This window comes from Hymenobacter properus, from assembly GCF_015694735.1.
In the GTDB taxonomy this organism is placed as follows: domain Bacteria; phylum Bacteroidota; class Bacteroidia; order Cytophagales; family Hymenobacteraceae; genus Hymenobacter; species Hymenobacter properus.
Genome location: NZ_JADQDP010000002.1, coordinates 1,193,105 through 1,213,936, shown reverse-complemented (window position 1 = coordinate 1,213,936; position 20,832 = coordinate 1,193,105). Strand labels below are relative to the sequence as shown.

The following is a 20,832-nucleotide window of genomic DNA, read 5'->3' as shown; positions in this document are numbered from 1 at the left end:
CTGAACCGCGCCCCGGTCGGAGCCGTTCCGTTGGCCTGATAATTGGCTGGACGTCCCGGTGGTTCGGCCAAACCACTAAAAAACCGCAACTTTGCGGATTAACCCGCGTTTTTCGCATTCAACTGTCCTGCTCCGGTGCGTCGTTTCTTCGCCATTCTGCTAAAAATACTGCTGGGCCTCGGGCTCCTGGTGGTATTGGCCGTGGTAGGCGCGCTGATTGCGCTACGGGTGCCCAGCGTACAAACCCGCATCGGCCACGAAGTGGCCGACGTGCTCACGCAGAAGCTGGGGCAACAGGTCACCATTGGCGGGGTCGACATTCGGCCTTTTTCGCGGGTGCTGCTCGACTCGGTGAGCGTGAAGGACCGGCGCGGGGGCGAGTTGTTCAGCATTGGGCGGGCCGACGCTAATATTTCGCTGTTTTCGGTGTTCGACCCGCGCCACCTGCACATCAGCACTCTCACGCTGAACGAGCCGCGCTTCGAACTGAAGAACCTGCCTGGCCAGCCCGATTCGACGACCCTGGACCAGTTCATCTCGTCGGTGAAGCGGCTGATTGGGCCTTCAAAGGATACGGCGGCCTCGCAGCCGTTCGATTTCAAGGTGGGCAGCATTGCGCTGCGCAACGGCCACTTTGCCATCGAGAAAGGCGACGTGCCCCGCGCCAAAACCTACGGACGAAGCATAGACTACGACCACTTGCTGGTGGACAGCATCTACGCCGACCTGTCCAACATCCGCCTGGGCGACACACTGCGTGTGCGCATCAGCCAGCTGCACGCGGTGGAAACGCCCTCGCAATCGCAGCTGCGCGAAATCACGGCCGACATGACCTACGGGCCGCATTTCTGGGAGTTCAAGAACTTGAACTTGCGGGTGGGGCGCAGCCAAATCAAAGACTACGTGCGCTTTGAGTTCCGCGTGTTTACCAACTTTACCGACTACAACGACTCGATGAAGACCATTGCGCGGCTGCGCAATTCAAAGGTCTATTCTGAGGACATTGCCAAGTTTGCGCCGCAGTTGAGCGAGTTGCACGAGTCGGTGGCCCTCTCGGGCGATGCCGAGGGCTACGTGCGCGATTTCAAAGTGAACAACCTCGACCTGCGCTACGGCTCGGGCACCCACATTGTGGCCCGGCGCGCCCACGCCGACGGCTTGCCCAACTACAAGGAGAGCTTCGTGGATTTGCGCCTGCTGCCCTCGGTGGTGAAAACCAGCGACCTCAAGCACTGGCTGCCCGATGCGGCCAACAAGTTTGTGCAGAAGCTGGGCACTGTGAAGCTGCAAGGCCAGGTGCTGGGTTTCTACGACGACTTTGTGGCCAATGCGTCCTTCGATACCGCGCTGGGCTTTGTGGCCACGGACGTGAACCTGAAGACCAAAACCGACCTGACGCACGCCGCTTATTCCGGCACGGTGCGTAGCAATGCCTTCCAGTTGGGCAAGTTTCTGGGCGACGAGTCGGTTATTCGGGACGTGACGCTGAACGGGCGCGTGGATGGCGTGGGCTTCTTGCCGGAGTCGGCCCGGGGCCGGGCCAAGCTCACGGTGCCGGCCATCTGGCTAAGCGGGCACCGCTACCAAAACGTGGCTTTCGACGGCGACTTCCGCCCCCAGCACTTCAACGGGCACGTGAGCGTGAATGACCCGGCCGTGCGCCTCGTGGCCGACGGCCTCATCGACCTGGAGCGCAAGCACGAAAACGTGGCCGTCAAAACCAAAATCGAACGTGCCGACCTGCGCGCGCTGGGTTTGCTGAGCCAGCCACTCATCGTGAGCACCACGGCCGACGTGAAGTTCAAGGGCGTGCAGCTCGACTCGCTCATCGGCTACGCCTACCTGCGCAACTCGCTGTTTACCATGGGCAAGCGCCGCTTGCGGCTGGATACGCTGGATGTGGTGAGCACCCGCAACCGCCTGAACCAGCGCCGCGTGACGCTGCGCTCTGAAGCCGTGGACGCCAGCGTGGCCGGCACCTTCAACACCTCCGACGTGGTGCGCGACGTGCAGACGCTGCTTACTGAGTACCGCCTCAATTTTGAAAGCAACGCCACGGCTACGGCGGACTACTACCGCCGCAAGCGCCAGCGCGCGCTGCCGGTTTATCAAATTGACTTAAAGGCGAATCTGAAGAAGCCAAACCCGGTGCTGAGTTTGTTCGTGCCCGAGTTGACGGTGGCCAACGGCAGCCGCATCGACGGCTCGTTCCGCAACGGCGAAACGTCGATTTTCCAGCTGGGCGGGCACCTAGACAGTCTGCGCTACGGGCCGGTGATGACGATAAACAACGACTTCGACTTCCTGACCTCGAAGCTGCCCTACAAGCCCGACATCCTGGCCCAGGCCAGCGTGACCAGCGACCGGCAGGTGCTGCCCGGCTTGGGCAAAACCGAGAAATTCATCGTGGAAGGCGTGTGGGACCAGCAGCGCATCAACTTCTCGACCTCACTGGCCCAAACGGGCGCCACCAACAAGGCCACCATCAACGGCTCGATGGGCTTTTTGCCGCGGGCGGTGGAGGTGGTGTTCCGGCAATCGGGCGTGCATTTGCTGGATAAGGACTGGACCATTGCGGCCGACAACTCGGTCCGAATTTCGGACTACGGCCGCGAGTTTGACATTAAGAACCTGACGTTTAGCAACGGCGAGCAGTTTGTGGGCGCGCAGGGCTTCATCTCGCCCGATGCTAGCAAGCCGCCGCTGCAGTTGCAGGTGAAGGACTTCCAGCTAGCCACCTTGAACACGCTGACCGGCCAGCGCTTGGGCGGGCGCGTGAATGCGCAGGGCACCATGAGCGGCGTATATGGCCCGCTCACCATCAACAGCACGCTGGGCGTGGACTCGCTCACGTACGACGGCACGCTCATTGGGCAGGTGGCCGGGCGCGGCGACTGGGACAACACCGCCAGCAAGCTGCGCGTGAACCTGGACGTGGCCCGCGCCGGGCAGTCGGTGCTCACGGTGCTGGGCGACATTGCGCCGCGCGACAACACCAACCAGTTCAACCTCACCGGCACCCTGAACGACGCGCCCATTGTGCTGGCGCAGCCGTTTCTGGGCTCCATCATGAAAAACCTGAGCGGCACGGGCCGGGGCGAGCTGCGGCTCACGGGCCTGTTTGGGTCGCCCAACCTGCTGGGGGCCGTGGACGTGAGCAATGGGCGCTTCACCTTCGGCTACCTGGGCACGACGTACACCTTTGCCGACCGCATCAGCTTCACCAACACCAGTATTGCTTTCCGCAACGTGAAGGTGCGCGACGCGCTGGGCAACACCGGCACCGTGGACGGCGTGGTGAGCCACCATGGCTTTCAGGACATGAGCCTCGACATTGCGGCCAGCTTCCGCAAGCTGCAGGTGCTCAACACCACCCGCAAAGACAACGACCTGTATTTCGGCACGGCCTACGCCACGGGCACCGCTCGCGTAACCGGCCCCACCGACGACCTGACCGTGACCGTGCGCGCCACCAGCGAGGCCGGCACCCGCCTGTCGCTGCCCTTCGACAACGCCGCCAGCGCCCAGAAGGCGGGCTACATCAAGTTCGTGAACAACAACCCCTTGGGCGACACGGTGATGATACGCAAGGCGAAGCTGGTGGCCGCGACGCAGCAGAAAATCGACCTGTCGGGCATCACGCTTAACATGAACCTGACCGTAACGCCGGACGCCTACCTGGAAATTCTGCTCGACGAAAGCACCGGTGACGTGATTCGGGGCTCGGCAGCCGGGCAGTTGCGCCTGGCCATCGACACGCGGGGCGAGTTCAACATGTACGGGCAGGTGGAGATTGTGCGCGGCGCCTACAACTTCACCCTGCAAGGCTTGGTCAACAAGGAGTTTGTGGTGCGGCCCGGCGGCGTGGTGTCGTGGAACGGCGACCCATTAGCGGGCGAGATGAACATTACAGCCACCTACACCCAGCGCACCTCGCTGGCTCCGGTGCTGGAAAGCGGCTCGGTGGGCAGCGTGGCCGTGGTGCCCGTGACGGCCGTGATGAACCTGACCGGCCCCTTGCTGCTGCCTGCCATCCGGCTCAACCTGGAGTTCAACGATGCGCCGAGCACGCTGCAAGGCGAGCTGGCCGCTTTCACGGCCTCGTTGCGCAACGACGAGCAGGAACTTAACAGGCAGGTGTTCAGCCTATTGGTGTTCAAGCAGCTTTCGCCAAGGGGGTCGTCGCTGGGCAGCTCTATTTCCATTAAAGGGCAGGACAACACGGTGCAGAACAGCCTGGGTCAGATTCTGAGCACGCAGTTGGGCCTACTCACCAACCAGATTGACCAGAACCTGGAAATCGACTTCAACATCAACGGCCTCACTGCCGAGCAGCTGCAGGCCCTGCAGGTGCGCCTGAGCTATTCCTTCCTGAATGGCCGCCTGCGCGTGACCCGCGAAGGCGGCTTTACCAACAACTCTAACCTGGTGAACAGCACCCCGGGTACTCCCAGCCCCATCGGCGGCAACACCGCCGGCCAGGCCTCGCTGCTTGGCGACCTGAGCCTGGAATACTACCTGCGGCCGGATGGCAAGTTCCGCACCAAGCTGCGCTATGAAACCACCCCGCGCGACCTCGAAACCATCAACCAGCCGCGCGCGGGCCTCTCGCTGCTACACACCGAGCAGTTCAACACCTTTGGGGAGCTGTTCAGCCGCAAAAACCCGAAGAAGAACGAGCGCCGCACCCAGCGCGCCCGCGAGGGCAAGGAGGTGCTGAACGTGGACGAGGACCCGCGGACGAATTTGTAAGGCAAGGCCCTGGCCCGACGCGGTAGCGTCAGGCCAGGACGACCGGAAATCCACTCAACTGGGATGTACTTACGGTTTTAAGGCTTGGGCACTGCTGGGCTTCCCACGCGTACGGGTGCACTTACGTAGCCCATGAAGCCGTTGTAACCGGCCCGGCAAGCTTTGTGACTGACTTGAGTGGCGTTGTGGTCGTAGTTATACCAAGAGCAACCGGTGTAGCCAGCATGGCCGGGCCCATTGGATGAGGCCGAAGTCATGGTTTTGTTCAAGGCTTCCAGTACCTGCAGCTTCGTTTTCTCCTGGTCATCTTCCGACATCTGCGCAAACTGTGGGAAACGGCTACGAATCAAGGCCGCCCGTCGCGCCTGGGTTTCGTGGAAAGTAGCTACCTGAGCCGGCGTGCGGTAAGGGTCAGGGATGTCGGCACCGCTGTTAAAAGCATCTTGTAGCTCGGCGCGCCGGGCCTCCTTACCCGCATCTGACAGCCCGTTGTAGTACGTTTCGTCGGCGTTCAAAAACTGCTCGTTGGCATTGTAGAAGGCCTGCACCACTTCGTCGGCTGCCATGGCAGCCACCAGATTTTCGCCCACCTTTTGCGGGCTCGACTGCGCGGTTAACTCCTGGGTCGGGTCCTGGCGCTGGCACGAGCCAGCAATCAAGCCCATTGCCATTAGGGCAGACAACGTTGTAAATTTTAAGCGGCCGTTCATAAAAGGGTGATTTCATGCCGACACCGTTGTCGGGGTTTAAACATAGAAATATTTTCACCATTCAGCAACTACAATTTTATCGCGCAAGCGCAGGCCGGTGTGCGCTTGGCCGCGGGCCTCGTTCTACCTTTGTTTTTCTATGGCTCGTCCTCTCAAGAAAAAGCTAGGCTCCTACCCCACCCTGCTCGTGGTGTTCAGCATCACGCTGGCGCTGGTGGTGATTGGCTTGTTTGGCCTGCTGCTGGTGCACGCCCACAAGCTCTCGGAAGTGGTGCGCGAAAATCTGGAAGTGCAGGTGTACCTCGACCGCGACCTGCCCGAAACCGAGCTGCTGCGCCTGCAACAGGACCTGGGCCAGCTGCCCCAGGTGGCCGAGCGCGACGGCAAGCCCCAAATCCGCTTTGTGAGCAAGGAAGAAGGCGCCCGACAATTGCTGCAAAGCACCGGCGAGGACTTCCGCCAGTTCCTGGGCGACAACCCCCTGCGCGACGCCTACGCCCTCAAAATCAAGCCTGAATACACTGACACCCTGCACCTGCACCAGCTGGAGCGCAGCGTGAGCACCCAGCGCGGCGTGTACGAGATGCAGTACCCGCAGGACCTGTTTGCCAGCATCAACAACAATCTGACGCGCATCAGCCTGGTGCTGCTGGGCTTTGCGGCGGTGCTGGTGCTGGTGGTAGTCATTCTGATTAACAATACCATCAAGCTGGCGCTGTTTTCGCAGCGTTTTCTTATCCGGTCCATGCAACTGGTGGGCGCCACTCGCCTCTTTATCCAGCGGCCGTTTCTGCGGCGGGCCACCTGGCAGGGGCTGGCCGCCGGGGTGCTGGCGGCGCTCATTCTCATTGCCTTGCTACAGTACGCTTACCTGGAAGTAACGGAGCTGCGCCTGCTGCGCGACGACGTGAACCTTGGCCTGCTGCTGCTGGGCGTGGTGCTGCTGGGCGTGGTCATCGGCTTCCTCAGCTCGGCCCGCGCAGTGCACAAATACCTCAAAATGTCGCTCGACGACCTGTATTAATTCTTTAGTTGTCAGTTGCTGGTTGCCCGTTGTCAGTCTCAAACAAGACACGTTTCCACACCCTAACAACTGACAACAAACAACTAACAACTACTCATGCAACCCATCAAACCCACTCCGCGCTTCGCTTTCGGCCCGCGTAATTTCCGCCTGATGTGGATAGGCCTGGCCGTGCTGGCGGCTGGCTTCATCACTATGATGTTTGGCGACCAAGACAATTATGGCGAAGATTTCGTGGGCATTACGCTGGGCCCGCTGCTGCTGTTTGCAGGCTTTTGCATTGAGTTTGCAGCCATTCTGGTGCGCGACCCTTCGCTGACCGTGGCGCCCGTGGCCCCCGCTCCCACCTCGGTGCCCGGCCTCTCTGCCGATGCCGTAGCCGCTGCCAACGCTCCCGCTGCTCCGGCAGCCCCTACCGCACCGGCCTATAAGCGCCTGTAATTTAATGATTAATGGTTCATGCTTAGTAATGAGTATACGCTGCACTATGCATGAACCATTAACCACTAACCGTTAAAAAATGACCTACTGGCACGCGCTGCTCCTCGCCATTGTGGAGGGGCTGACTGAGTTTTTGCCCGTTTCGAGCACGGGGCACATGATTATCGCCTCGGCCTTGTTGGGCATTCCGGCCACACCGTTTTTCAAGCTCTACCTGGTGGTTATTCAGCTGGGGGCCATTTTGTCGGTGCTGGTGGTGTACTGGCGGCGCTTTTTCCAGAGCATCGATTTTTACCTGAAGCTGCTGGTGGCCTTTCTACCCATCGTGCTGGTGGGCTTGCTATTCAAGAAACATATTGATGCGCTGCTCGAATCGGTGACGACGGTGGCGGTAATGCTCGTCATCGGTGGTGTGGTGCTGCTGTTCGTCGACCGTTGGTTTCCGCAGGAAAACCCAAACGAAGGCGGCCACCCCGTCACGAACCCCAGCTTTAAGGAAGCACTGATGATTGGGCTGTTTCAGTGCCTGGCGGTGGTGCCGGGCACCAGTCGCTCGGCGGCTACCATCATCGGCGGCCTCACCCAGAAGCTCACGCGCCGTGCGGCGGCCGAGTTTGCTTTTTTCCTGGCCATGCCCACCATGGCGGCGGCGGCGGTGAAAGACATTTATGACTACTACAAAGAAGCCAAAGCCAATGGCATAGATGTAGCGCACTTGTTTTCGGGCACCGAGCTGAAAATGCTGGCGTTGGGCAACGTGGTGGCTTTTGTGGTGGCGCTGTTGGCCATCCGGCTGTTTGTGGGCTTTGTGGCGCGCTACGGCTTCCGGGCCTTTGGCATCTACCGCATCATTGCGGGCGGCGTGCTACTGATTATGCTGGCCCTGAAACTTCCTTTGAACGTGCTATGAGTAAAAAAAGCCTGGCCGATTTCGATTTTGAAACGGGCGAAGTCCTGCTGGTGGACAAGCCCCTGACGTGGACCTCCTTCGACGTGGTGCGCAAGGTGAAGAATGCCCTGCGCATCAAGAAAATCGGCCACGCCGGCACCCTCGACCCCCTGGCTACCGGCCTGCTCATCCTGTGCACCGGCAAGAAAACCAAGGAAATCGACCTCATTCAGGCCCAGGAAAAGGAATACACCGGCACTTTCCGCCTGGGCGAAACCACCCCCAGCTTCGACCTGGAAACGGCGGTGGACATGGCCCGCCCCTACTCCCACCTGACGGAGCAGCAGATTCAGGCCGCCGTGGCGCCCTTTCTCGGCCTTATTCAGCAAACGCCGCCGCTGTTTTCGGCCGTGAAAATTGACGGCAAACGCGCCTACGAAATTGCCCGCCAAGGGCTGGAGGCTGAAATCAAGTCGAAAACCGTCGAAATCAAAGCCTTTGAACTGACGCGCATCGCGTTGCCCGAAGTCGATTTCCGCATTGTCTGCTCGAAGGGCACTTACGTGCGCAGCCTGGCCCGCGACTTCGGGCTGGGCTTGGGCTGCGGCGCCCACCTCACACGGCTGGTGCGCACCCGCATTGGCGAGTACCGGGTAGAGGACGCTTTCACCCTGGAATCAATTCAGGCCTTGCGCCCACCTCGCCCCGGCGACGAGCAGCGCCCGGCGCGGGCCGAACGCCCCGGCACGGCGCCCAACCGGGCGGGCCTGCAATACTTTGCCGCGCTACAGGCCGATGCCTTGGCCGTGCAGGCGCGGCAGGCGGCGGAAGAAGCGGGTGCTAAAGCAGAAAACGACCCCGAGTAGAGATGCAATAGTTGGCGTTTCGTTTCCTGAACGATGCCGCTTGAACGATTCCTGAACGCCGCGGCCGACGAGACGCCAACTGTTGCGTTTCTGCCTCGTTCAGGTTAACGCCCGCTACCTTCGCGGCGCAGTTTCATTTTTTCGCTTTTCCGGCGCTTTCAATGCACGTCATCCGCGACCCGGCTCTGTTTCCGTTTCTTGGCAATGCCGTCGTCACCAGCGGCACGTTCGATGGGGTGCATGTGGGGCACCAGCGCATTCTGGCGCGGCTGCGCGAGGTGGCGCAGGCCAGCGGCGGCCCGTCGGTGGTAATTACCTACTGGCCCCACCCGCGGCTGGTGCTGGGACCGCCGCCCTCCCACCCCGAGCTGCTGGAACTGCAGCTGCTTAACACCTTGGAGGAGCGCATCGCCAAACTGGCTGAAGCAGGAGTTGATTATCTGCTCATTGTACCTTTCACTAGGGAGTTTGCGCAGTGGACGTCGGAGGAATACATCCAGAACCTGCTGCTGAAAACCGTGGGCGCCAAGCAGCTCGTCATTGGCTACGACCACCGCTTTGGCAAGAACCGCGAGGGTGGCTTCGACTACCTCAGCCAAAACGCCGACCGCTATGGCCTGACCGTGGAAGAAATTCCGCGCGAAGACGTGGACGCCGTGGGGGTGAGCAGCACGCGCATCCGGCATGCGCTGCGGCAGGGCGATGTGGCCACCGCCAACCGCTACCTCGGCTACCATTATCCTGTGACCGGGGTGGTGGTACACGGCCAGAAGTTGGGCCGCACCATCGGCTACCCCACGGCCAATCTGGCCATTGATGAGCCGCTGAAGCTGGTGCCGGCGCGCGGCATATACGCGGTGTGGGCCACCACGGCGGCGGGCACGCGGCACCGGGCGATGCTGGCCATTGGCGTGCGGCCCACCATTGGCACAGATTTGGAACAAACCATTGAGGTGAACCTGCTCGACTTTGAGGGGGATTTATACGACCAGTTGCTGACGCTGGAGTTTGTAGCCTGGCTGCGAGCTGAAGAAAAATACGACGGCCTGGACGCGCTAACGGCCCAATTGGCGTTGGATGCTCAGGCCACGCGCGCGGCGCTGGCGTAGCGCGCTGGCTATTCTGACCTTTATTGATACCCTATGAATTACTTCCGCTTATTGCTAATAGGCTGCTTTTCAATCTTTATTGGCCATGCGGCGCATGCCCAGGGCAAGCTCACGGGCGTGGTGCGCGACTCGGCCACCAATGAACCGTTGGCCTTCGCCAGTGTATTTCTGGCCAATACCACGCTGGGGGTGACGACCACCGAGCAAGGCACTTTTGTGTTTCCCAAGGTGCCGGCCGGCACCTACGACGTGGTGGGCTCCTACGTGGGCTATCGCCTGGCCAAGCAGAGCATCACCATGGGCCGCGAAACCCAGGAAGTAACGCTGAAGCTGGGCGCAACCGGCAACCAGCTAGGCGAGGTGGTGGTGAAGCCGGCCGCCAACAAGCCCGAAGAATACCAGAAATTCTCGAAGCTGTTTCTGGGTGGCAGCACGTTTTCGGCGCAGTGCCGCATCAGCAACCCCGACGACGTGCTGGTGCTCTACGACGACTCGACCAAGGACCTGACGGCCCACGCCAAGGAATTTGTGCAGATTGACAACGAAGCCCTGGGCTACCGCCTGAAATACTACGGCCTGCAGTTTTCCTTCAACGACGACGACCACTCGGTGTTTTACTACGGCCAGCCGGTGTTTGAGGAGCTGAAGCCCAAGGACGACCGCCAGCGCAAGCTCTGGGCCGCCAACCGCCTCACGGCCTACAAAGGCTCCTTCATGCACTTCCTGCGCAGCGTGTACACCGACCGCCTCAAGCAGGAGGGCTTTTATACCCAGCAGATTCGGGTGTTTGACAACCCCCGCTACCTGCGGGCCGAAGAGCAGCGGAAGGCCCTGCTGGCCAGCAAGCCCAGCGGCCCCTACACCGCCGCCGAACAGGACTCGCTGGACCTGTGGGACGACCTGGCCCCCGTGCTGGCCACGCTCAATCAGGAACCACTACCTATCGACAGCATCCGGCGGGTGTCGCCGGGCGGCAAGCGCACGTTTTTGCGCTTCAACGGGGAGTTGCAGGTGGCCTACTTTGGCGAAACCCCCGACCCGCTCTACAAGCGGCCCATGTCGCCGCTGGGCTACCCCAAGGTGCCTTTCCCAGTGGGCCCGCGCGAGGTGTCGCGCCTGAAGCTGCAGGGGCGCGAAGCCCAGTTTCAGGCCAACGGCACCCTGCTGAACCCCTTGGACGTGTTCAACGGCGAATACTGGGGCTTTGAAAAGATTGGGGAGTTTTTGCCGGTCGACTACGTGCCTGGCAGCCTGCCGCCGCCCGCAACGTCGGCTCGGCAATGAGGCGGCGTGTCCTGCTCTTTTTGCTGCTTGGGTTGCTACTGGAGCCGGGCTTTGCGCGGGCCCAAAGCAGCCTGAGCGGCGTGGTGCAGGACTCGGTGACGCATGCGCCGCTGGCCTTTGCCAGTGTGTTTCTGGCCAACACCACGCTGGGCGTGACGACGACCGAACAGGGCACGTTCACCTTTCCCAAAGTGCCGGCCGGTACCTACGACGTGGTGGGCTCCTACGTGGGCTACCACCTGGCCAAGCAAAGTGTAACGGTAGGCACCGCGCCTCAGCAGCTGACCTTGCGGCTGGGCCCGGCGGCTAGCCGGCTGGGCGAAGTGGTGGTGCGCCCCAACCCGCACCGGGCCGACGACTACCGCAAATTTGTGGAGCTGTTTCTGGGCCGTAGCACGTTTTCGCAGCAGTGCCGCATCCGCAACCCCGACGATGTGCTGGTGGATTTTGATGTAGAGAAGAACGAGCTGACGGCTTCGGCCTACAAGTTTGTGCAGATAGACAACCAAGCGCTGGGCTACCGCATCAAGTACTACGGGCTGCAGTTCAGCACCAATTTCAATGAGCACGTGGTCAGCTTCTACGGCCAGCCGGTGTTTGAGGAAATGACGGGCAGCGCCCGCCAGCAGCGCCGCTGGGAAGCCAACCGCGCCAAGGCCTACTACGGCTCCGTGACGCATTTTTTGCAAAGCGTGCACGACGGCGACCTCGACGGCGCGGGCTTCCTGGCCCAGCGGCTGCGCATTATTCCCAACAAGCATTTTCCGCGGGCCGACAGCCTGCGCCGCCAGCTATTGCGTGAGCGCCTGAACTGGGCGCTTTCGCGCGCCGAGCAGGACTCGCTGGCGCGCTGGGCCAAGGTGCCGCGGGCGTTTTCGATGCTTTACACCAAGCCCCGGCCGCTCGACAGCCTGCGCCGGGTATCGGCTGACGGCCAGCACGTTTTCCTGCGCTTCGTGGACAACCTGCAGGTGAGCTACCTGCGCGAGGGGCCCGACCCGCTCTATCAGGTTCGGACCCTGCTGCCGACCAACGCGCCGCTGCCGCCCAGCGACCGGCAAGTGTCGCAGTTGGTGCTCATGGTGCCCGAAATTGAGATTCAGCCCAACGGCCAGCTGGCCAATCCGCTGGCCGTATTCACCGACGAATACTGGGGGTTTGAAAAAATGGGTGAATTTTTACCCGTGAATTACCAGCCGCCCGCGGCGGCCCCGCCTTCCCAACCCACCCGATGATAAACAAAACCGTTTCCAACGCCCACGAAGCCCTGCAAGGCCTCGCCGACGGCATGACCCTGATGCTCGGCGGCTTCGGCCTTTGCGGCATCCCCGAAAACTCGATTCAGGAAATTCTGCGCCTCGGCGTAAAAAACCTGACTTGCATCTCCAATAATGCCGGCGTCGACGACTTCGGCATCGGGCTGCTGCTGCAAACCAAGCAGGTGCGCAAGATGATTTCGAGCTACGTGGGCGAGAATGCCGAGTTTGAGCGCCAGCTGCTGAGCGGTGAGCTGGAAGTGGAACTCATTCCGCAGGGCACGCTGGCCGAGCGCTGTCGGGCCGGCGGCGCGGGCATTCCGGCCTTCTACACGCCCGCCGGCTACGGCACGGAGGTGGGCGAAGGCAAGGAAAGCCGCGAGTTCAATGGCAAGATGTACCTGCTCGAAACTGCCCTGCATGCCGATTTCGCCTTCGTGAAAGCTTGGAAGGGAGACACGGCCGGCAACCTCATTTACAAGGGCACAGCCCGCAACTTCAACCCCATGATGGCCACGGCCGGCAAAATCACAGTGGCTGAAGTAGAAGAGCTGGTGCCCGCTGGCGAGCTCGACCCCAACCAGATTCACACGCCGGGCATTTTCGTGCAGCGCATTTTCCAGGGCGAGCGGTACGAGAAGCGCATTGAGCAGCGCACCGTGCGGGCCGCCGTGTAGGTCGAGCCAAAGTCTGGGCCATGCGAGTTGCGCTGCGTATTCGGTTACTGCTGGGGTTGCTGGTGCTGCTGTTGGCGATGGTGCCGGTGGCTTTCGGGGTTTACATCAACGAAACCAGTCCGGCGCCCACCACGGCCCGGCTGGCTAACCGTTGCTCGCGCTACTGCGAAGCCCACGCCTGCCCCCACGCCACCCGCGCCAACAGCACGGCCTATTTACGGCTGCGGCCGTTGTATAACGCCACCGTGCGGGGGCTAATGGGCGGCGGCCGGCAATGGTATGCGGAAGCCAATATTCTGTTCTACATCGTGCTGGTTCCGCTGCTCCTGGTGGGGCTTACCTACGGGGCGCTGCGCAATGCGGTGCTGATTCGGCAGTTGAAAGCCCGGCCCCATGCATAGCTTGCTGACGTGGGGCGCCCGCCTGGTTCGTTTCGCCTTCTGGTATTGCACCGATTTTATGGTGAACCTGGCCAACCGCACGCACACCTCCTACCCCGAGGCCAACACCTGGGTGCTGTTGCTGCTGATTCCCGGGCTGCTGACGCTGCTGGTGGGCGTGCGCGTGGTGCAGTGGTTCCAGCTGCGCAGGCTGCGGGCCAGCCGCCGGGCGCTTAGCGTTTCGCCCAAGTCTTCATAACTGACAAGCTATTTGCTGCCATGACCCTACGCAAAAACTCTCTCGCGTTGCTGTTGCTGCTGAGCAGCTACAGCGCCGTGGCCCAGGTGGCTGCCCCTGCCCGCAAGGCACCGGTTCGAAAGGCCGTCGCGGCCAAGCCAGCGCCAAGCGTGCCCCCGGCCACTGTAGACCCTGCCGAAGCCAAGCGCATCGATGAGCTACTGCAGGAATACACGGCTAACCTGCCCGGCACAGGGCCCCTATCGAAAGTGCTGAATGACGGCAGCGGCAACGTCATACACCGGCCCGACAAGCGCGTGCCCGGCGCCATTGCCTTAGTAATTCGCGACGGCAAGGTACTCTATCGCAAGGCGGTGGGCTATAACGACTTTGTTCAGCAGACCCCGCTGCGCACCGACGCCATCTTTCGTATTGCCTCGCAGACCAAGGCCATCACCAGCGTGGGGCTGATGCTGCTCTACGACGAAGGCAAATTCCAGCTCGACGACCCGATTTCGAAGTACCTGCCGGCGTTCAAAAACCCCAAGGTGCTGGCCACCTTCAACGAGAAAGACACGACTTATACCACCGTGCCGGCCAAGGGCGAAATCACCATCCGGCAGCTGTTCACGCACACCTCGGGCATCGGCTACCCAATTATTGGCAGTAAGGAAGCCCGGGCCATTTACGCCAAAGCGCACATTCCGAGCGGCATTGGTACGCCGGCAGGCTCTTTGGCGAATGCCATGGATGCGCTGGGGCCGCTGCCGCTCATGCACCAGCCCGGCGAGCGGTTCACCTACGGGCTGAGCGTGGACGTGCTGGGCCGGCTGATTGAGGTACTCTCGGGCCAGCCGCTGGATAAATACCTGCGCACGCGCCTGTTTGAGCCGCTGGGGATGAAGGACACCTGGTTCTATCTGCCTGCCGACAAGAAAGACCGCCTAGTTGAGCTATACACCGAAGACGCCAACAAGCAGACCGTATTCATGCAGCCGCACGATGGCATGTTTCCGAACTACCCAAAGTCGTCGGGCGGCACCTACTTTTCGGGCGGCGCGGGCTTGTCGTCCACCATCGACGACTACGCCCGCTTCCTGCAAATGGTGCTCAACAACGGTTCCTACAACGGCCGCCAGCTCTTGAAGCCCGCCACCGCAGCCCTGATAACGCAGAACCAGATGGGCGAGCTTAGCCAGGGCGGCAACAAGTTTGGCCTGGGTTTTAGCATTGTGGTGCCCCAGAATGCCAAGGTACCGGGCCTGTCGGCTGGCTCATTCGAGTGGGGCGGCATCTTCGGCACCACGTACTGGGTCGACCCCAAAGAGAAGCTGGTGGCCCTGATTTATACCCAGAAATACCCCAACACCACCGGCCGCGGCTTGGCCGACAAGTTCAAAACGGCCGTTTACGAAGCATTTGTACCGGAGCAGAAGCCGTAAGAACGTCAAGCGGTGATTAATGGTCATGCTGTCGCAGGAAGCATCTTCTCCCCCGCTGAACGAGTCAGACTGCCATGATAAGGTCCTTCGCAAGCTCAGGATGACAGACGGTGCGAGAGAGATGCTTCGGCTGCGCTCAGCATGACGTTCTTTGTTGTCATTCTCATCTAAAATTTCCCCTCCCACCCCGAAACCCCAAACCCATGCTCGACAAACACGGCATCGCCCGGCGCATTGCCCAGGAAGTGAAAGACGGCTCTTACGTCAACCTCGGCATCGGCATTCCCACGCTGGTGGCCAACTACATTCCGGCCGGCATCAATGTGGAGCTGCAGTCAGAAAACGGCCTGCTCGGCATGGGCCCCTTCCCCACCGAGGACCAGGTCGACCCCGACCTCATCAACGCCGGTAAGCAGACCGTGACCACGCTGCCGGGCTCCAGCATCTTCTCCTCGGCCGATTCCTTCGGCATGATTCGGGGCGAGCATGTGGACCTCACCATCCTGGGGGCCATGGAGGTGAGTGAGCGCGGCGACATTGCCAACTGGAAGATTCCCGGCAAGATGGTGAAGGGCATGGGCGGCGCCATGGACCTGGTGGCCTCGGCCAAGAACATCATCGTGGCCATGCAGCACGTGGCCAAAGACGGCAGCAGCAAGCTTTTGCCCGACTGCACGCTGCCCATCACGGGCTTGCGCTGCGTGAAGAAAATCGTGACCGAGCTGGCCGTGATGGACGTGACGCCCGACGGCTTTGTGCTGCGCGAGCGGGCCCCCGGCGTGACGGTGGAACAAATTGTGGCCGCCACCGCCGGCAAGCTGGTGGTGCCCGAGGGCGAAGTGCCGGAGATGGCACTGTAGGCCTCCCACGTGGCGCATAGAATCGGAAGGCTGTTCGGCGCGTATCTTCGTAGCCGTCCAAATGCCTGATTTTATGCGCCAATTTTTACCCTTTCTCCTCTTGCTGGCCGGTCCGGCCCTGGCCCAAACTTCGCCCATCATCGACCGGACGGACATGCCGGCGCTCACCACAGGCGTCGACAGCCTGCGGCTGAGCGTGGCCAGCCCCGTGCTGCCCGCCACGGCGCCGCCCCTCACCCGCCGCGGCGCCAACCAAACCTGGAACTACGCCGGCCTGGTGCCCACCTCGCAGCGCGTCGAAACGTATTTGCCGCTGGCCACCGTCACGGGCACTTCGCTGTTTTACGCCCTCACCTTCGGGGCCCTGGGCGGCGTGAACCGTGCTACTGTGGCGGCCCAACAGCCCCTGCCGCTGGCCGCGGCAGGCGTGCTGCCCATCACCGACACTTACCAGTTCTACAACGTATCGGCCTCGACGGCAGCCCAGCAGGACTTCCGCTCGGTGGGCTTTGGGGGCACGCTGGCGGGCACGGCCGTGCCGGTCACGTATGCCAGCCAGGCCCAGCAGGACGTCATTTACCGCTTTCCGCTGAGCTTTGCCAGCGCCGCCGATTCCAGCAACTCCTACTTCACCACGCCCGCCACGGCCGCTGCTGTGGGCTACCTCAGCCAGAAGCGCAAGCGCGTGAACAAGCCCGACGCCTGGGGCACGCTCACCACGCCCTTTGGCACGTTCCAGACGGTGCGGGTGGTGACGCGCCTGCAAGACCACGACAGCATCTCGGTGGGCGGCATCAGTCAGGGCTTCGACGTGCCAGTGACGCGCGAGTACAAGTGGCTGGCCAAAACCCACCACGTGCCGGTGCTCACCATCACCACCACCCTGGTGGCGGGCCAGGAAACCGTTACCAATGTGGAATACCGCGACATTTACCGCCGCATTGTGCGCCTGAGCACCCGCGACGCGGCCACCGACGCAGCGCTAAGTGCCTACCCCAACCCCTCGGCTGTGGGCAGCCCGCTCCTGCTCAGCCTGCCGGCCGGCAGTGGCCCACTCACCGTATCGGCCACCGACCTGGTGGGGCGGCAGCTGTTCCGGCGCAGCTTCGGCAGCCCGGGCCGCGAGTTGGTGCTGGGTGCCGAGGCGTTTGGCAGCTTCCGGGGCGTGGCGCTGCTCACCCTGACCACGGCCCGCGGCACGGCCACGCGGCGGGTGGTGCGGGAGTAAATCGGCAGCAAACCGCACCGTAAAAAAAGCCTGGCTTAGTAAAAGCCGGGCTTTTTGTTTATTCTGCCGAGCGGCGAATTATTTACTGGCCAGCTTACCCGTGTAAACAGACACATTTTTGCTGTCCAGCATTTCGATGGTGGCTTCGGTCATGCTGTTTTTGGCGCCGTAGGCATCGGTGTATTCGCAGCCGACGGGAAAGTACTCGCCGTGCCAGCCGGTTTTGGCCAGCGGGCCGGTGAGCCAGGTTATCTGCCGTTTGACAGCATCGTAGCGGTAGGTGCCGGACTGGTTGTCTTGCGTGTACGCCGTGGCTGATTTGATGGTCAGGTCCGGATACGCCATGAACATGCCGCGCATGGAGGTGTGCCCGCAGGCGTAGCGGCCGGCCGCAACCGGTTGCTGGCAGGGGCCGGCGGTTGTTTTGGCCGGGGCGGTGGTGGGCTTAGCGGGACGGCCCTGACCATTTGCGGCAAGCCCGGCAATGCCCATCAGCAAAAGGGTAAGCTGTGTTTTCATGTTAGCAAGGAAGAAAAAAGGTGAACTTTGCCGGAAAATTAGCGTGTTAGGGCATATTGCCCTCATTCCTATTCTGCATTCCTTTTAATTCCGACTTCATCATGGCCCAATCTGCCAACGGCAAAGCCAACCCCGGCGGTTCACACGCCAAAAAAGTACCCACGCCCACCGCGGCCCCGGTGGCCGAGCGCCTGACGCCCACCGCTGTGCCGGCCCACAAGCTGGTGCTGCGCACGTTGCGCCGCTCCGACTTCAAGGCCATCAAGGAAATCATGGACAAGGTGTACTCCAACATGGAGGGCGCCTGGGCGGCCGACGAGTTTGCGGCCCTGCTCCGCAAGTTTCCGGAGGGCCAGATTGGCATTGAGGACAACGGCCGCCTGGTGGCCGCCGCACTGGCCATCATCGTGGATTACAGCCGCTTCGGCGACAAGCACACCTACGCCAAAATCACGGGCAACGGCAAGTTCGATACCCACAACGACGAGGGCGACACGCTCTACGGCGTCGACGTGTTCGTGGACCCCGAGTACCGCAGCCTGCGCCTGGGCCGCCGCCTCTACGACGCCCGCAAGGAGCTGTGCGAAAACCTGAACCTGCGCGCTATGGTGGCCGGCGGCCGCATTCCGGGCTACGCCGCCTACGCCAACGAGATGACGCCCGCCAAGTACGTGGAGATGGTGCGCAACAAGGAAGTGGTGGACCCCATCCTCACCTTCCAGCTCTCCAACGAGTTTCACGTGCGCAAAATCATCCGCGGCTACCTGCCTTATGACTCTGAGAGCAAGGCCTATGCAACGCTGCTGGAATGGATTAACGTGTACTACGAGGAGCAGGAAAAGCTCATCGGCAACCAGAAAAGCAACGTACGCATTGGCATTGTGCAGTGGCAGATGCGCGCCACCCGCAGCCTCGAAGACCTGCTGCAGCAGATGGAGTTCTTCGTGGATACGGTGAGTGGCTACAAGGCCGACTGCGTGATGTTTCCGGAGTTCTTCAACGCGCCGCTCATGGCCCTCACCAACGAGGACTCGCCGGCGGTGGCCATCCGGGCCATGGCGGCTTTCACCGAGCCCATCAAAACCAAGATGATGGAGCTGGCCGTGAGCTATAACATCAACATCGTGGCCGGCTCGATGCCGGTGTATGAGGATGGTAAGCTGCACAACGTGGCCTACCTCTGCCGCCGCGACGGCACCGTGGACGAGCAGTACAAGCTGCACGTAACGCCCGACGAGGCCAGCTACTGGGGCATGCGCGGTGGCGACAAGCTCAAGTGCTTCGACACGGACTTCGGCAAAATCGGCATCCTGGTGTGCTACGACGTGGAGTTCCCCGAGCTGGCCCGCATGCTGAGCGACGAGGGCGTGAAAATCCTCTTCGTGCCCTTCTGGACCGACACCAAAAACGCCTACCAGCGCGTGCGCATCTGCGCCCAGGCCCGGGCCATTGAGAACGAGTGCTACGTGGCCATCACCGGCTCGGTGGGCAACCTGCCGCGCGTCGAAAACATGGACATTCAGTACTCGCAGTCGGCCGTGTTCAGCCCCTCCGACTTCGCCTTCCCGCACGACGCCATCGTGGCCGAGGCCACGCCCAACACCGAGATGACGCTCATTGCCGACCTCGACCTCGATTTGCTCAAAGACCTGAACACCAGCGGCGCCGTGCGCAACCTGCGCGACCGTCGCAAGGACCTGTACTCGCTGAGCTGGGTGGTGAAAAAGACCGAGCGCGACGAGGAATTACTGGAGCAGGGCACCGAGCGGCTGCCCAAAACCGCCAGCCGCCGCAAGGCCGTGGCGGCGGGGTAAGTTCTGCCCCAGCCGGGGCTTCATTGCCCGGCACTGGCTCCTGAGTAAGCCCTGCGCATCGTTTTGGTGGGCAGGGCTTTTCGTTTACCTTAGCCGCGTGGCAGTGGCCGTGCTCGCAACTACCGCGGGGGCTGTTGTCGGCTGGTTCATTGAGTTCACTTTTACTGTTTGGGTATGCGCTTATCGTTTACTGCTCTATTGCTGGCCACGGCCGGGCTGTTTGGGTTCGGGCACCAGGCGCAGGCTCAAACAGTGTATGCCTTAATGCCCAGCACGGATGTGGCCGGTGCTGTCAGTCTCACGTCGTTCGATGCGGCCGCCCCCGCTGCGCTCACCCGCATGGCCTACATCACGGGCACGGGAGGGCTGCTGCCGGTTGCGATTGAGACCCGGCCCGCCACGGGGCAGCTTTACCTACTGGCATACAGCAACTTTCAGGCGCGTCTTTTCGTGCTGAATCCGGTTAATAGCGTGGCTTCCCCGGTGGGCCCGGTGCTTTCGTTGGGGCTGGGAAGCTCTCCGAATAATATCGGCTTTGGGTTCGACCCGGTGGCCGACCAGGTGCGGGTGGTGGGCAACACGGCCAACTACCGGCTCGACCCGGGTACGGGTACGCTGGCGGCCACCGATGCGCCCCTGGCTTACGCCAACACCGACGCCTACGCCGGCCAAACGCCCTACGTAGGCGCTATCGCCTACTCAAACACCTACAACGGCAGCTCTGCCACCTTGCTGTACGGCCTCGACAAAAGCGCTGGCCGCCTGGTGACCCTGAACCCGCCCAACGCCGGCACGCTGCGTACCGTGGGCCCTGTGGGCATTGTCCTGACGGGCGGGCTGGCGAGCTTTGATGTGGATTACAACCCCGCATCGGGGAGCAACACGCTGTATTTGGTGCGCTCGTCCTTGATAGGCAACACCTCCGAGGCGTTCCTTTACACGCTCAGCCCCGCCACGGGCGCGGCTACGCTGGTGGGGCCCGTGGGTGGCGCGCTGGCTTACAGCCTTGTTTCCGATATTGCCGTGGCTCGCTCCGTGGTATCGGCCACCCGCGCCCGTGGCGGGGCCACCACCGACGTGCGCGTATACCCCAACCCGGGTGCCGGCCCCCGCCACCTGGCCTTCACCCTGAACCAGGCCGGGCGCGTGGCCTTCGACCTGTTCGACCCGTTGGGCCGGTTGCTGAGCAGCCAAACGTATGGCTGGCTGCCCGCGGGCCCGCACACGCTGCCGTGGGCAGCCCGGCTCTCCGGCCACGGCCTCCACACCCTGCGCCTGCGCGTGGATGGCCAGCCCCAGGGAGCCGTTTTGGTAGAAGCGGCTGATTAATGGCCGTGAGCGGA

18 protein-coding genes are annotated in these 20,832 nt (G+C 62.0%); 16 read left to right on the top strand and 2 right to left on the bottom strand.

The window, feature by feature from the left end:
* Positions 1–135 precede the first annotated feature (135 nt).
* Positions 136–4,752, top strand: coding sequence for a translocation/assembly module TamB domain-containing protein (locus I2I01_RS23565; protein ID WP_196286541.1), 4,617 nt, complete (start codon positions 136–138; stop codon positions 4,750–4,752).
* Positions 4,753–4,829: 77 nt separating this feature from the next.
* On the opposite strand, the gene I2I01_RS11285 is transcribed toward I2I01_RS23565, so the two are convergent.
* Complete coding sequence (locus tag I2I01_RS11285; RefSeq protein WP_196286540.1) at positions 4,830–5,417, bottom strand: hypothetical protein; 588 nt, start codon at positions 5,415–5,417, stop codon at positions 4,830–4,832.
* Positions 5,418–5,601: 184 nt separating this feature from the next.
* On the opposite strand from I2I01_RS11285, the gene I2I01_RS11280 reads away from it, so the two are divergent.
* The 13 genes from I2I01_RS11280 (at position 5,602) to I2I01_RS11220 (ending at position 17,156) form a co-directional block, all read left to right on the top strand.
* Positions 5,602–6,486 carry a cell division protein FtsX gene (locus I2I01_RS11280; RefSeq protein WP_196286539.1) on the top strand — a complete coding sequence of 295 codons (885 nt, stop codon included), beginning with the start codon at positions 5,602–5,604 and terminating at the stop codon, positions 6,484–6,486.
* Positions 6,487–6,582: 96 nt separating this feature from the next.
* Entirely contained in the window at positions 6,583–6,927 is a 345-nt protein-coding gene (locus I2I01_RS11275; protein ID WP_211537912.1) for a DUF3098 domain-containing protein, read from the top strand.
* A gap of 79 nt (positions 6,928–7,006) precedes the next feature.
* Entirely contained in the window at positions 7,007–7,837 is an 831-nt protein-coding gene (locus I2I01_RS11270) for an undecaprenyl-diphosphate phosphatase (RefSeq protein WP_196286538.1), read from the top strand.
* Positions 7,834–8,682, top strand: a complete 849-nt coding sequence (gene truB, locus I2I01_RS11265; RefSeq protein ID WP_196286537.1) for a tRNA pseudouridine(55) synthase TruB — start codon at positions 7,834–7,836, stop codon at positions 8,680–8,682. The genes I2I01_RS11270 and truB overlap by 4 nt, the downstream gene beginning before the upstream one ends.
* A 161-nt stretch (positions 8,683–8,843) precedes the next feature.
* Positions 8,844–9,791, top strand: coding sequence for a bifunctional riboflavin kinase/FAD synthetase (locus I2I01_RS11260; protein ID WP_196286536.1), 948 nt, complete (start codon positions 8,844–8,846; stop codon positions 9,789–9,791).
* A gap of 33 nt (positions 9,792–9,824) precedes the next feature.
* Positions 9,825–11,075, top strand: coding sequence for a carboxypeptidase-like regulatory domain-containing protein (locus tag I2I01_RS11255; protein WP_196286535.1), 1,251 nt, complete (start codon positions 9,825–9,827; stop codon positions 11,073–11,075).
* A gap of 20 nt (positions 11,076–11,095) precedes the next feature.
* A complete protein-coding gene (locus I2I01_RS11250; RefSeq protein ID WP_196286534.1) occupies positions 11,096–12,310 on the top strand; it encodes a carboxypeptidase-like regulatory domain-containing protein in 1,215 nt (404 codons plus the stop codon).
* Entirely contained in the window at positions 12,307–13,008 is a 702-nt protein-coding gene (locus I2I01_RS11245) for a CoA transferase subunit A (RefSeq protein ID WP_196286533.1), read from the top strand. Before I2I01_RS11250 ends, I2I01_RS11245 begins: the two co-directional genes overlap by 4 nt.
* 20 nt (positions 13,009–13,028) lie before the next feature.
* Entirely contained in the window at positions 13,029–13,409 is a 381-nt protein-coding gene (locus tag I2I01_RS11240; RefSeq protein ID WP_196286532.1) for a hypothetical protein, read from the top strand.
* Positions 13,402–13,647, top strand: a complete 246-nt coding sequence (locus I2I01_RS11235; RefSeq protein ID WP_196286531.1) for a hypothetical protein — start codon at positions 13,402–13,404, stop codon at positions 13,645–13,647. The genes I2I01_RS11240 and I2I01_RS11235 overlap by 8 nt, the downstream gene beginning before the upstream one ends.
* Positions 13,648–13,667: 20 nt before the next feature.
* On the top strand, positions 13,668–15,068 hold the full coding sequence (locus tag I2I01_RS11230) for a serine hydrolase domain-containing protein (protein ID WP_196286530.1): 1,401 nt from the start codon (positions 13,668–13,670) through the stop codon (positions 15,066–15,068).
* 203 nt (positions 15,069–15,271) lie between these two features.
* Positions 15,272–15,928 (top strand): CoA transferase subunit B, encoded by a 657-nt coding sequence (locus tag I2I01_RS11225; RefSeq protein ID WP_196286529.1) that lies wholly within the window; start codon positions 15,272–15,274, stop codon positions 15,926–15,928.
* Positions 15,929–16,001: 73 nt separating this feature from the next.
* A complete protein-coding gene (locus I2I01_RS11220) occupies positions 16,002–17,156 on the top strand; it encodes a hypothetical protein (protein WP_196286528.1) in 1,155 nt (384 codons plus the stop codon).
* A gap of 78 nt (positions 17,157–17,234) precedes the next feature.
* On the opposite strand, the gene I2I01_RS11215 is transcribed toward I2I01_RS11220, so the two are convergent.
* Positions 17,235–17,675, bottom strand: coding sequence for a hypothetical protein (locus tag I2I01_RS11215; RefSeq protein ID WP_196286527.1), 441 nt, complete (start codon positions 17,673–17,675; stop codon positions 17,235–17,237).
* A 272-nt stretch (positions 17,676–17,947) separates the two neighbouring features.
* On the opposite strand from I2I01_RS11215, the gene I2I01_RS11210 reads away from it, so the two are divergent.
* Positions 17,948–19,489: a carbon-nitrogen hydrolase family protein gene (locus tag I2I01_RS11210; RefSeq protein ID WP_230679065.1), complete on the top strand. Its 1,542-nt coding sequence runs from the start codon at positions 17,948–17,950 to the stop codon at positions 19,487–19,489.
* A gap of 174 nt (positions 19,490–19,663) precedes the next feature.
* Positions 19,664–20,818 carry a DUF4394 domain-containing protein gene (locus I2I01_RS11205; protein WP_196286525.1) on the top strand — a complete coding sequence of 385 codons (1,155 nt, stop codon included), beginning with the start codon at positions 19,664–19,666 and terminating at the stop codon, positions 20,816–20,818.
* Positions 20,819–20,832 lie beyond the last annotated feature (14 nt).

Coding starts and splice junctions, on each gene's coding strand:
- I2I01_RS11285 (WP_196286540.1), bottom strand. CDS start 5,417: ATGGGCTTGATTGCTGGCTCGTGCCAGCGCCAGGACCCGACCCAGGAG.
- I2I01_RS11280 (WP_196286539.1), top strand. CDS start 5,602: ATGGCTCGTCCTCTCAAGAAAAAGCTAGGCTCCTACCCCACCCTGCTC.
- I2I01_RS11275 (WP_211537912.1), top strand. CDS start 6,583: ATGCAACCCATCAAACCCACTCCGCGCTTCGCTTTCGGCCCGCGTAAT.
- I2I01_RS11270 (WP_196286538.1), top strand. CDS start 7,007: ATGACCTACTGGCACGCGCTGCTCCTCGCCATTGTGGAGGGGCTGACT.
- truB (WP_196286537.1), top strand. CDS start 7,834: ATGAGTAAAAAAAGCCTGGCCGATTTCGATTTTGAAACGGGCGAAGTC.
- I2I01_RS11260 (WP_196286536.1), top strand. CDS start 8,844: ATGCACGTCATCCGCGACCCGGCTCTGTTTCCGTTTCTTGGCAATGCC.
- I2I01_RS11255 (WP_196286535.1), top strand. CDS start 9,825: ATGAATTACTTCCGCTTATTGCTAATAGGCTGCTTTTCAATCTTTATT.
- I2I01_RS11245 (WP_196286533.1), top strand. CDS start 12,307: ATGATAAACAAAACCGTTTCCAACGCCCACGAAGCCCTGCAAGGCCTC.
- I2I01_RS11240 (WP_196286532.1), top strand. CDS start 13,029: ATGCGAGTTGCGCTGCGTATTCGGTTACTGCTGGGGTTGCTGGTGCTG.
- I2I01_RS11235 (WP_196286531.1), top strand. CDS start 13,402: ATGCATAGCTTGCTGACGTGGGGCGCCCGCCTGGTTCGTTTCGCCTTC.
- I2I01_RS11230 (WP_196286530.1), top strand. CDS start 13,668: ATGACCCTACGCAAAAACTCTCTCGCGTTGCTGTTGCTGCTGAGCAGC.
- I2I01_RS11225 (WP_196286529.1), top strand. CDS start 15,272: ATGCTCGACAAACACGGCATCGCCCGGCGCATTGCCCAGGAAGTGAAA.
- I2I01_RS11220 (WP_196286528.1), top strand. CDS start 16,002: ATGCGCCAATTTTTACCCTTTCTCCTCTTGCTGGCCGGTCCGGCCCTG.
- I2I01_RS11215 (WP_196286527.1), bottom strand. CDS start 17,675: ATGAAAACACAGCTTACCCTTTTGCTGATGGGCATTGCCGGGCTTGCC.
- I2I01_RS11210 (WP_230679065.1), top strand. CDS start 17,948: ATGGACAAGGTGTACTCCAACATGGAGGGCGCCTGGGCGGCCGACGAG.
- I2I01_RS11205 (WP_196286525.1), top strand. CDS start 19,664: ATGCGCTTATCGTTTACTGCTCTATTGCTGGCCACGGCCGGGCTGTTT.